This window comes from Microcoleus sp. LEGE 07076 (genome assembly GCF_015207455.1).
Classification (GTDB): domain Bacteria; phylum Cyanobacteriota; class Cyanobacteriia; order Cyanobacteriales; family Microcoleaceae; genus Microcoleus.
Genome location: NZ_JADEWV010000186.1, coordinates 1 through 11,578, shown reverse-complemented (window position 1 = coordinate 11,578; position 11,578 = coordinate 1). Strand labels below are relative to the sequence as shown.

Sequence of the window (11,578 nt, the reverse complement as noted above, 5' to 3'; positions counted from 1 at the left end):
CATCTCTTTCATTGCTTACTAAAGACGTGACCGGACTCTTTCGAGTCTTTTACGTGAAGGTAGCAGGTGCGAAGCTGCTGGGAATTAGGATTCCCTTTCTAGATGACCAGTTCAGGTCGCGCGAACTCTAGTACAATCATGGAACTATTTTATGATGTTTATGAGCAATTGTGGCTATAAAGTTTGAAAGTCTTTACACTCGGAACTAAATCCGTCCTCCTAGAAGGAGGGGGCTTTAAACCCAGTTTTTTGGTAATTTTGGATTCAGCCTTCGGATAGCGATCGCAACAATTCAATTCTATAATATTTTTTATCAGAGGCAATTTTTGTGCAAGTCTATCGAATTCCGGTACTTTCGGACAATTACATTTTCTTGCTGCACGACCCGAATCGGCATACAGCAGCAGTCGTCGATCCAGCCCGAGCAGAACCGGTCTTGCAGCAAGTGCGATCGCTCGGAGCCGAATTAACAGCAATTTTCAACACGCACCACCACAGCGACCACGTAGGCGGCAACCAGCAACTGATCGATCGCTTTCGGGAAATAAAAGTTTACGGCGGCGCTTTGGACAGAGGCAGAATTCCCGGACAGCAAGTGTTTTTGGAAGCGGGCTCGCGCGTTGATTTTGCCGATCGCACCGCCGAAATCTTCTTCGTACCCGGCCACACAAAAGCTCACATAGCCTACTATTTCCCCGCCAACAACCCAGGGGAAAGCGGCGAATTGTTCTGCGGCGACACTTTATTTGCTGGAGGCTGTGGCCGACTAAAAGAAGGCACTCCAGCTCAAATGCGAGCTTCTCTCGAACAATTGCGAAACTTGCCCGACAATACCAGAGTTTGGTGCGCCCACGAATACACGCTGCAAAACTTGCAATTTGCCATCAGCGTAGATGGCGACAATCCTGAGTTACAGCAGCGCTTGGGCGAAGTTAAAGAAGCTCGCAGCCACAACGAACCCACGATACCATCATCGATCGGCATCGAAAAAAGCACAAACCCATTTTTGCGCTGGGATTGTCCCAACATCCAATGGGCCACCAACAGCCGCGATCCGGTACAAACTTTCGCTCGATTGCGCGGCATGAAAGACCGATTTTGAACTTAACGTTTTTGTTTTTGCACGTAACTCTTAAACTTGATTGCAGGTTCCCTTAACCACGGCTCGATCCTTGTGTATTTTTGCTTAAAAAACGACAGCCAACCCGAGTTATTTTGAAGACTTTTCTGTTCGTCCTTAAACGGTGTCAGAGATAACATATCCAGCCATAATTGATTCGGCGCGGAACTTTCCCACGGTTTCGGTTGAGACATAAAGTGCATCACTTTAGTTGACATATCGTCCGTCTTGTCGTTGTTCCAGATGCGATCTAATTGCTTCCACCTTCCGGCTAAAACCGAATTTAAGGCACCCTGATCGTGGTCGCCCCAAAGGTTTGAATCAGCGTTTTGGAGCAATTTTTCCGAAAGTTGTTCTTGCTCCCAAAGCTTCATGTTGTAAACTAAAACACCAGTATTGAAATAAGGGTTTCGATCTTGAGAATTGTTGGGATTTCCCCAGACGTTAGCGGAGGCTGCTACGGGCATTGTTCCCAAATCTAGGTTCCACAGCGGCTCTAAGCTTCCGAGGACGATCGTGTCGCTGTCGAGCCAAATCAATCTTTCTGTTGCCTTAGTATATTTTCCCGGCTCCAATTTAACGTAACTCAGTTTAGAACCAAACAGCGACAGAAGTTCGTCGTAATTAGATTGAAATTCTTGCCATTCAATCTGGTATTTGCAGCAATCCTGCAACCGTTGCTTTTGCTGTGCATCTATCCCGACAGATACCACGCTAATTTTTACGTCGATGTCGGCAGATTTGCTAACATTGATATCTAAAGACTTGAGCAGTGCTGCTAATCCCAGAATGTGGTTTCGATCGCTGGCTACGAATATGTGCATTAGATTAAGTTTTTTGTGAAACGAGTAACAGAAAAAGGAGCGGGGTCAAACCTGATAAAAACGCTGGGACGGGAGGAACTAGAGATCCCGATCGCCTAAATTGTCCCGATGTGGAAATTCTAGCAGGACGGCATCTCTGCGAGGCTGGAACTGTCACCCCGCTTTAATCAAAAGAGCCTCTGATTATTTTCCCGTAATTGATAAGCGCGATTGGTGTCGGCCAAAACTCAAACGATCGCTGTTAGAATATGAACAATCCAGATTAGGAGTCGCTCAATGCTTGGTATACGGTATCAGCTTATCCGATCGCCTCGATAATTGCTGTTTATCTAAGCCGATCGATCCGAGTGAGTTAATTGCTGCGGTAGTGCGATCAATCTTTGGCAGCGCAAAACCCCCGTTATAGGTTCGCACTCAGGACTGAAGTCCTCCAGCTTGCGATCGCCCCTCAAACTTCGCTATTATAGAAAGTTGCAGTTAAAACCCCACAATCAACGATCATGGCCAAGCGAGTCCAATTAGTTTTAAATAAAGATGTCAGCAAACTCGGCAAAGCTGGCGACGTAGTAGAAGTAGCCCCAGGCTACGCCCGCAACTACCTAGTACCTCAAGGCATGGGATTTAAAGCCACTCCGGGCATTCTCAAGCAAGCAGAGCGTCGCCGTGAAGAAGAAAGACTGCGCCAGTTAGAACTCAAGCAGCAAGCTGAAGTCCGCAAAACCGCCTTGGAAGCAGCCGGGCCTTTCATCATCTCCAAGCAAGTCGGCGAAGGAGACGCGATTTTTGGTACTGTCACCAACCAAGAAGTAGCAGAACTGATTTTCAACTCTACCAGTCAAGAAGTCGATCGGCGCGGCATCACTCTGCCCGAAATTCGCGAAACTGGCACATACAAAGCTGAAATTAAACTGCACGCCGAAGTTACCGCCGAAGTTAATATTCAAGTTGTTCCGATGTAATTAAGAGTCATTAGTCATTAGTCATCAGTCATCAGTCATCAGTCATTAGCTAAGAAGTGAGTAACGCTAACTTGCAGATTTAAAACTGAGGAGTAATCACTGGTAACTAATAACTATAGGATTTACGCAAAAAATGGTTTAATGCGCTACTTGTAGGAATTACAGATAAAGTTGGTGCGTCCAGGACTGAACTAATGACTAATGACTAATGACTAATGACTGATGACTAATGACCAATGACTGAGGACTATTGACTAATGAGCGATTTGATGCCGTCAAATATAGAGGCAGAAGAAGCAATTTTAGGCGGGATTTTAATTGACCCGGAAGCTATTTCCCGAATTGCCGAAATTTTGCGACCGGATTTTTTTGCCATCACCGCTCATCAAGTCATTTATCGATCGGCATTAGGGCTATTTTTGCAAGGTCAACCGACAGATTTAATGACGGTAACAACTTGGCTGACTGACCGCAACCAGTTAGAACAAGTTGGAGGATTAACTAAATTAGCACAATTAGTCGATCGCACAGTTTCAGCAGTCAACATCGACCAATATGCAGTTTTAGTTGAAGACAAATATCAGCGCCGCAAATTAATCGAAGCAGGCAACAACATAGTACAATTAGGTTACGAGACAGCAGCACCACTAGAAACTGTCTTAGACCGCGCCGAACAAGAAATTTTTAGCATAACTCAAGAACGCCCGCAACAAGATTTAGTATCTATCGGCGAAACCCTAAACCAAACATTTCAAGACTTAGAAAATCGCAATGAAGGCCTGACGCTTCCCGGCATTCCCTGCGGTTTCTATGACTTAGATGCCATGACAGGAGGCTTTCAGCGATCGGATTTAATCATCGTTGCTGCCAGGCCGGCCATGGGGAAGTGCGAAGCAGGCTCTACCGTAATATTAGAAAGTGATGGAACTCTCTCTAGTATAGAACAAATATATCAAAAACGTCAAGCAGAATTACTAACTTTAGGAAAAGATTTTAAGTTTCATCTAACTAGACCATCAGATTTTATAGATGATGGAATTAAGCCTGTATTTCGGGTAACAACAAGACTCGGACGTTTTATAGAAACTACGATTACACACCCCTTTTTAACAATAAAGGGTTGGCGACAATTGGCAGAAATACAAGCAGGCGATAAGATTGCTGTACCTCGCCGGATGAATGTTTTTGGTCGAGAAACCATCCGCGACTGTGAAGTTAAATTATTAGCTTATCTAATTGGCGATGGGTGTTTGACACGGAGTGCGCCACACTTCACCAATGGAAATACTGCTATACTGAAAGATTTTGCTGAAGCTGCTACTAGCTTCGGAGGTCTTAAGCTGCGATTCAACGATCAAGGGAGACGCGCACCAGAATACTACGTTATGGGCGATCGAGAAAGCTGCACAGATAGTATAAAAAACTTTGGTTATAATTTAAAAATAATCCTTATAAAACGAGATTTCGATCCTAAAAAATTATCGCTAGAATTGGAAGTTCCACAGCGATTAGTCCGGTCTTGGATGGAAGGAATAGCATTTCCCAATCAAAAATTATTTAGTGGTATTTGTAGAGTTTTAAGAGTAGAACCAGAACACCTAGCCGATGAGGGAATGGATGTTATTAATACAAGTCATAAAAATCCCCTGAGACATTGGTTAGAAAAGTTAGGTCTGATGGGAAAAGATGCTCACCAAAAAACCGTACCGGATATAGTGTTTAGATTGCGGCGATCGCAAGTTGCCCTTTTCCTCAACCGCCTTTTTTCAACTGACGGCTGGGCAACCCTACTTACCAGCGGTCAATCTCAACTTGGCTACTGTTCTGTCAGTGAAGGACTAGCCAGACACGTACAGCATCTACTGCTGAGATTTGGCATCATTGCCGCCCTCAAAAAGCGTTTAGTCAAATATAAAAATACTCGCAACCCAGCTTGGTTTATCGATATTACTGACGCAAAATCTATCAAAATATTTATATCAGAGATTGGCATTTTTGGCAAAGAGGTGGCACTAGCTAAAGTAGAGGAAGCACTAGAAAATAAAATATCTCACAATAACCGCGATTTAATTCCTGTCGAGGCTTGGGAATATTTAGCCTTAGCAAAAGGCAACGAATCTTGGGTGTCGTTAGCAAAACGTGCAGGTATCAAAGGTTATTCAAATATCCATGTTGGTAAACGTGCACTGTCCAGGGAAAGATTTTTAGTTTTAGCAACTGCTTTAGATAATTTGTCGCTGAAACAACTAGCAGATAGCGAGGTCTACTGGGATGAAGTAGTTTCCATCGAACCGATGGGAAACAAGCAAGTTTACGACTTAACTATCCCGGAGACACACAATTTTGTTGCTAATGATATCTGCGTTCACAATACTGCTTTCTGTACCAACATCGCCAACTACATCGCCGCCGCACAGCAAAAATTACCGGTTGCCGTTTTTAGCTTGGAAATGTCGAAAGAACAGCTAGTGCAGCGTATTCTGTCCAGTGAAGCCAAAATAGAAAGTAATAGGTTGCGATCGGGCAGAATCAGCCAAAACGAATGGGAACCAATCAGTACAGCCATTGGCAACTTATCAGAACTGCCGCTGTTTATTGACGATACTCCCAATATTACCGTGATGGAGATGCGATCGAAAGCCCGCCGCCTCCAAGCCGAACAAGGCGGATCTCTCGGGTTAATCTTGCTAGATTACCTGCAATTAATGGAAGGTAGCAGCGACAACCGCGTCCAAGAATTATCTCGAATTACCAGAAGCCTCAAAGGTTTAGCCCGCGAACTTAACGTGCCGATTATTGCTTTGTCTCAGTTGAGTCGCAGTGTGGAAGCGAGGACAAATAAGCGGCCGATGATGTCTGATTTACGCGAAAGTGGATCGATCGAACAAGACGCGGATTTAGTAATTATGCTGTACCGCGATGAATATTACAACCCTGATTCGCCCGATCGCGGAATTGCCGAAGTCATCATTACCAAACACCGAAACGGCCCCACAGGAATCATCAAACTATTATTTGACGCGCAATTTACCTGCTTCCGCAATCTGGCATCTCCGAAGCGATCGTAAATCAACCAGAACATACACAGAAACCCGGTTTCTTAATAATAAAAAAACCGGGTTTCTCAACACTGTCAAAGTTTTGCGTTTAGTTAAGTTGAGCTACTTAGCCAGCAATTTTTAATAATTCCACATCAAAAATCAGCGTAGCATTAGGAGGAATCACCCCGCCCGCACCGCGAGCACCATAACCGAGTTCGGGGGGAATAATCAACTTGCGGCGTTCTCCAACTTTCATCGTACCGACACCTTCATCCCAACCCTTAATTACTTGGCCTACACCAATTTTAAACTGAAATGGAGAATTGCGATCGCGCGAACTATCAAACTTCGTGCCATCCTCCAAAGTTCCAGTGTAGTGCACCACAACCGTCTGCCCGGTTTTCGGAGTCGCCCCATCACCTTCTTTCAATTCAACATATTTCAAACCTGAATCTGTGGTGACAGTTTTCTCAGTATTATCAGTCATGTTATTGCCAGCGATAGTAGCTGGTTCCTTCGGTAAACTAGCATCAGCTACTAGCAAGCTATTTTCATTCACAGACTGCTTTGAGAGCACTTCAAGCGCAGCCTCGGTTAAAGGATTATTCGCTTCGGAGGCATCTGCTGTCGGTACATAACCGCTCATTTGAGCGACTATCAAAAACACAAAGCAAACCAGCATAATCCCCAAGCTGACCAGAATTCCTTGCAAAATTAATCCTCCTGATAGTTTTAACTGCGAGCTCTCAGATATTATCTAAGACATCTCTTACAACAAGAACTACAAAATTTTATCTGAACTTTTCTGCCAAAAAAAAGGCAGGTGTCAGGTAATTTTTAATGCAAAAGAAAGTTTGAAGTTAGAATGTTTGGAGTTCTACCTTCTGCTTTCTACATAAGTGCCTTATTGAACACGAGTGCCTTCGGGTGACAATTTTATCACAAGATAGCAGCGAAGCGATCGGGGGCGATCGCGCTCAGCGCCAGTTACGGTTTTCTAGATCCCGCATCTGACGTTCGAGACGATCGAGCCTTCCCCGCAACTCATCCATTTCCGACTGTCGGGGAACACCCATATCTTGCAGCATATTCCGCAGTTGGCGCTGCAACTGCGTATCCCAACTTCCCTGTTCGGACTTCAGGTGCTCAGTCATGTCATCGACAAAGGTTTTGGCTTGCTCGGGATTGATTTTGCCATCTTTGACCCATTGGTCGCTGACTTCCTGCAATTTCTCCGCCACCAAGGAGGTAGTACCAATGCCCAGCATTACCAGTTGTTTGAGTAAGTTGCTATTGTTATCCATAGATTTTTCCTACTGTTTGCCCCAAAATACCCGATCGGGTCAGGTCGCCGGCTGTCGCTGCGAAACTCTTTGTACAATGTAAATTACATCAGCGCACACCTACCTTTCTATTTTGGAGCATTCTGCTGCCTGCTGGCGAGTCTAACCCGTCAACGGGCGTTCGGAAAACCCGCTAATCAGAGCAATGTCAGTTGACTGTTGACTGTTGACTGCTGACTGTTGAGTGTTGCAATTACCAATTACCAATTAACCATTATCAATTACCACTGCCAACTGGCAACTGCCAACTGCCAATTGCCAACTGCCAATTGCCTATTACCCTATCACCTTGCCACCAATGCCTGAGTGTCCCCGCTGCCACCAACCTGTAGATGCGCGAGCCATCGCCTGTGCGCGCTGCAAAACTCCTCTCAAAGCTTTCGGTCATCCGGGTATCCCCCTTTATCGATCGCCATCAGCAGAATTTCTGTGTACTACCTGTATTTACCACGAAGACGACACCTGCAACTACCCGCAGCGTCCCTTCGCCAAAGAATGCACGCTTTATCACAATAAAGCTGAGCCGCTTGTGCCACAGGCGAGCCGTTATATCAGCGGCGGCTGGCCACAATCAATCAAAAATTGGTGTCAGCACAATGTTATTTGGTTAGCTTTATTTAGTCTAATTATTATTAGCATTGCCCTGTCCATTTGAAATAAGTGTAGGGAGCATACCAAGGAATTTTCAAAGTATTATTTTAAGACCAGGGGAGCGTACTCGCTCGCTTCGTGATAAACTTTAGCCCATCTTGCATTAGATTTTTAGGCGGGCGGGACACACAAGACTTTAACTAAAAATTACTGTACAAGTTAGATGCACGCCAGCAGAGCCGCATTGTGTCCCATCCGTCAAGATGTTGGTTGACAAGATACAAAATAAATTAAAAATTTTGCCATGACATACGTATTTGGGATAGACGGTGGCGGCACTAAAACTACCTGCATCTTAACAGACGAAAACAATCTTGTTTTGGGACGGGGGGAAGCGGGGCCGTCAAATTATCAAACCCAGGGAATTGAAAAAGCAAAAGAATCAATTCAATTGGCGATCGAACGAGCAGTTTTGTCCGCGAAAATCGCTCCAAATATCAACTTGAAGATAGAAGCAATTTGCCTGGGACTAGCAGGTGTGGCGCGGCCCAAAGATATTGAAATAGTGCAATTTGTGGTGCAGAACTTGCAGTTGACGAATACTTTACCAGTAACCCGATCGATCTTGCCGAGAAATATCGTAATTTGCAGCGATTGCGCGATCGCACTTGTTGGTGGCACGGGCCATTCAGTCGGCATTGCCGTTATTGCAGGAACTGGTTCAATTGTTTTCGGGCAAAACCGTCAAGGGGAAACTAAACGAGTCGGCGGTTGGGGATATATTTTAGGCGATGAAGGTAGCGGATATGACATCGCCGTTGCAGGTTTGCAAGCTGCTTTGAAGTTCCATGACGGACGGCAAGAGTTTACCGCGCTGGCGGAAAGATTTCAAACGCATTTAGGCTTAAATAATCTCGAACAATTGGTAGAAGTCGTTTACCGGCGCGGTTGGGGAGTGCCAGAAATTGCAGCTTTAGCGCCGATTGTCGATCGAGCAGCAGGAGAGGGAGATCGCGTCGCTGAGGGCATTATTCATAATGCTTTGACAAAATTAACATTTTCTACAAAAACCGCCATTTTAGCGCTATTTAGCCCAACTGAGGAATTTGAAATTGTTACGATAGGAGGTGTGTGGGGCGGCGAGGCAAATTACCGGGGTCGGTTTGAAACTGCCATCAGCGCGATCGCCCCGAATGCCAAAGTAATTTCGCCCCGATACGAACCAGCTTTTGGTGCAGCATTGTTAGCCTTAAACGCTCTCAAAAATTAAGGAAGACTGGGCGGTTGATGCCCCCCGTCGCCGATCCGATATACAGTCTGCAGGCGAACAGACATCGCTTGTACAGAGGCGCTTTCAACCGCCGTCTTTCTCTTCGCCAGATTCTTTAGCCGTTTCAACCGCCCCCGAATCTGTTTATCTTCCTTATCTTCCCGATCGCCCCTGCTTGTTGATTTTCTCAATTTGACAAGATGTGAAAATTGTTGATTATCAACCTTAACTTCCCAACCAGTCGAATTCCAGCCTGCCATAATGAAAACATCAAATGAATGCGAGACCACAAACAGATTTAGCATTAGTGCGTTCTTAAGTAAAACAAAACCGCAACAAGGAGACAAATGATATGATTACTTCTCAAAAATGGCGTTCGGCCACAGCAGCAATTTTAGCAGCGGGAATTGCAGTAGGAACCGGCGCGCCGCTGGTAGTAGCTACTCCCGCATCAGCTCAACAACGAATTTCACAATTTGATAGCATCCGAATTCCGTCAGGTAGTGTAATTCCAGTTAGCTACGAAAAAGAAAAAATAGTTGTCACCAGCGATGAAACTTCACCTTTAACGTTAACAGTAGCGCGAGACATCCGCACAACTCAAGGCAGAGTATTAATCCCTGCAGGCAGCCAGATTGTCGGGGAATTGCGACCTGTCAGAAGGGGCAATCAAATCGGTACTCAATTTGTTGCCAGGGAGTTAATTGTCAGCCGCCGCCAACGCTATCGGATTGATGGCTATTCGGGAGTTATTACCAGAACCGAAAAATCTCAAAGAGGTGCCGGCACAGGTTCAGTAGTGCAAGGTGCGGCATTGGGTGCAGCAGCAGCAGCAGCGTTAGCAGGCATTACTGGCGACAAGGCGATCGCCACCGAAGAAGTATTGGGAGGCGCTGGGATCGGCGCATTAGCTGGCGTATTGTTGGGGCGGCGCAGCGTTGATGCGATCGTGATTCGCCCGGAACAAGATTTGGCAGTGAGATTGCGATCGGACATCGTGCTGCGGTAATATGGGAATCTTCCGGTGAATTATTTGCACTAAAACATTGTCGATCGATCACTTTTGGTCTCCCGAAAATTGGCTGGGCATACTGTTAAGGTTGTGCCTGGCCTTGTTAGTTGGCGGAATGATAGGATGGGAGCGCCAACTGCGCCACAAACCAGCGGGATTGAGAACTCATATGCTAGTAAGTATGGGTGCTGCACTGTTTGTTTTAATACCGCTGGCAATAGGTAAAAACGAAAACACACGAGATGCGATCGAGCGCGTAATTCAAGGCATTGCTGCCGGGATCGGGTTTTTGGGAGGCGGAGAAATCCTGCGGGAATCTCAGCAGGAAGCAGGCAAACCAGAAGTGCACGGGCTCACCTCTGCCGCCGCTATTTGGGTGTCAGCAGCCTTAGGAACTGCGGCAGGATGTGGGTTGTGGCAACTGGCATTAATTGGCGCTTTCATGTCGCTGTTTGTTCTCAAAGTAATTAAAAAATTAGAGCGCCGGAGTCAGAAATAATCTCAATTCTTATAATATTTGGTAAAAAAAAGGTTATAACGTTGGTAAGCTGTACTGCATTTAAATTCCATATTTGGGGCGGGCTCGCGTGCCAACCCCAAAAGACTCTACTTATTTTAATAAATGGAAAATTTAAATGCTGGTTAACTTAGTCAGGACTTCAGTCCTCAAAATTTCATCTAAAATAAATTTTAAATATCAATGAATTAGCCAAAAATTCATTTAAGATTTTAATCTATTTAAGGAATCTTAATTGATATTATCTTAAAATGTTTGAAACAATAATGATTATTTTTATTCTCAAATATTTGGCTACTTTATCGAGTCTAAAGACTCTTGCCTCACGCGACCGGCCATAGCAGCTAACTGCAGGCTCATAAAAGCATTTAAATCTTCCAAGTCGAACTTCGCAGAGGACAAAATATGCTGAATTTTATTTTCCGCTTCCCAACTCAAATATCCAGTAGCAATAGCTTGTTTGACAATTTCACGAATCAGCATAATCGAAATGTTCCTTACTAAATTTGATTTGATTCAAACCTAACTAATGATTAATAGGAAGTGCCCTATGATGTCTCGCCCAAAATTTCCAATTCTCTGAGTTGGCGAGACTCTTGTTTCACCAAACCGGACATAGCTGCTAGTTGCAAAGTCATAAAAGCATTTAAGTCTTCCAAGTCATACTTGGTGGTAGTTAATATCTGCCGCAGTTGATTTTCAGATTCTAGAGTTAAATAACCTAGGCTCAGAGCTTGTTGGGCGAGGTCGCGAATCAGTACCATAATATTTTTGGGTTTTAGTGCTTGAATAGGCTCATTATCAACGGTTTTAACTGACTAGGCAGTGACGGCTATTGCTATATTTGTGTGACATTTTTAGGGGCAGCCCGTGACAGCCAGACTCGCAGAGTGTGACTAAG

At 44.9% G+C, this 11,578-nt stretch carries 13 protein-coding genes; 7 read left to right on the top strand and 6 right to left on the bottom strand.

The features are described from left to right. Positions 1–328 precede the first annotated feature (328 nt). Complete coding sequence (gene gloB / locus IQ270_RS23530; RefSeq protein WP_193975618.1) at positions 329–1,102, top strand: hydroxyacylglutathione hydrolase; 774 nt, start codon at positions 329–331, stop codon at positions 1,100–1,102. Positions 1,103–1,104: 2 nt separating this feature from the next. Here the strand turns inward: gloB and IQ270_RS23525 are convergent, their stop codons facing one another. Beyond that, positions 1,105–1,944 (bottom strand): glycosyltransferase, encoded by an 840-nt coding sequence (locus tag IQ270_RS23525; protein ID WP_193975617.1) that lies wholly within the window; start codon positions 1,942–1,944, stop codon positions 1,105–1,107. Between the two features lie 500 nt (positions 1,945–2,444). On the opposite strand from IQ270_RS23525, the gene rplI reads away from it, so the two are divergent. Together rplI and dnaB are read left to right on the top strand one after the other, a co-directional pair. Then, complete coding sequence (rplI, locus tag IQ270_RS23520; RefSeq protein ID WP_193975616.1) at positions 2,445–2,903, top strand: 50S ribosomal protein L9; 459 nt, start codon at positions 2,445–2,447, stop codon at positions 2,901–2,903. A gap of 257 nt (positions 2,904–3,160) precedes the next feature. Beyond that, positions 3,161–5,971 (top strand): replicative DNA helicase, encoded by a 2,811-nt coding sequence (dnaB, locus tag IQ270_RS23515; protein ID WP_193975615.1) that lies wholly within the window; start codon positions 3,161–3,163, stop codon positions 5,969–5,971. 97 nt (positions 5,972–6,068) lie between these two features. Here dnaB and IQ270_RS23510 read toward each other — a convergent pair whose 3' ends face one another. Together IQ270_RS23510 and IQ270_RS23505 are read right to left on the bottom strand one after the other, a co-directional pair. Next, complete coding sequence (locus IQ270_RS23510; RefSeq protein WP_193975614.1) at positions 6,069–6,656, bottom strand: FKBP-type peptidyl-prolyl cis-trans isomerase; 588 nt, start codon at positions 6,654–6,656, stop codon at positions 6,069–6,071. 265 nt (positions 6,657–6,921) lie between these two features. Further along, on the bottom strand, positions 6,922–7,248 hold the full coding sequence (locus tag IQ270_RS23505; RefSeq protein ID WP_193975613.1) for a phasin family protein: 327 nt from the start codon (positions 7,246–7,248) through the stop codon (positions 6,922–6,924). Between the two features lie 337 nt (positions 7,249–7,585). On the opposite strand from IQ270_RS23505, the gene IQ270_RS23500 reads away from it, so the two are divergent. Beyond that, positions 7,586–7,942 (top strand): zinc ribbon domain-containing protein, encoded by a 357-nt coding sequence (locus tag IQ270_RS23500; RefSeq protein WP_193975612.1) that lies wholly within the window; start codon positions 7,586–7,588, stop codon positions 7,940–7,942. Positions 7,943–8,182: 240 nt separating this feature from the next. After that, a complete protein-coding gene (locus IQ270_RS23495) occupies positions 8,183–9,148 on the top strand; it encodes an N-acetylglucosamine kinase (protein ID WP_193975611.1) in 966 nt (321 codons plus the stop codon). Here the strand turns inward: IQ270_RS23495 and IQ270_RS23490 are convergent. Next, entirely contained in the window at positions 9,145–9,453 is a 309-nt protein-coding gene (locus IQ270_RS23490) for a hypothetical protein (protein ID WP_193975610.1), read from the bottom strand. The genes IQ270_RS23495 and IQ270_RS23490 overlap by 4 nt on opposite strands. A gap of 47 nt (positions 9,454–9,500) precedes the next feature. Here IQ270_RS23490 and IQ270_RS23485 point away from each other — a divergent pair, with 47 nt between their 5' ends. Continuing rightward, on the top strand, positions 9,501–10,157 hold the full coding sequence (locus IQ270_RS23485; protein WP_193975609.1) for a hypothetical protein: 657 nt from the start codon (positions 9,501–9,503) through the stop codon (positions 10,155–10,157). A gap of 37 nt (positions 10,158–10,194) precedes the next feature. Continuing rightward, positions 10,195–10,659 carry an MgtC/SapB family protein gene (locus IQ270_RS23480; protein ID WP_193975608.1) on the top strand — a complete coding sequence of 155 codons (465 nt, stop codon included), beginning with the start codon at positions 10,195–10,197 and terminating at the stop codon, positions 10,657–10,659. Positions 10,660–10,971: 312 nt separating this feature from the next. On the opposite strand, the gene IQ270_RS23475 is transcribed toward IQ270_RS23480, so the two are convergent. Together IQ270_RS23475 and IQ270_RS23470 are read right to left on the bottom strand one after the other, a co-directional pair. Further along, positions 10,972–11,163, bottom strand: a complete 192-nt coding sequence (locus IQ270_RS23475; protein ID WP_193975619.1) for a hypothetical protein — start codon at positions 11,161–11,163, stop codon at positions 10,972–10,974. 62 nt (positions 11,164–11,225) lie between these two features. After that, positions 11,226–11,441 carry a hypothetical protein gene (locus IQ270_RS23470; protein WP_193975607.1) on the bottom strand — a complete coding sequence of 72 codons (216 nt, stop codon included), beginning with the start codon at positions 11,439–11,441 and terminating at the stop codon, positions 11,226–11,228. Positions 11,442–11,578: the final 137 nt, after the last annotated feature.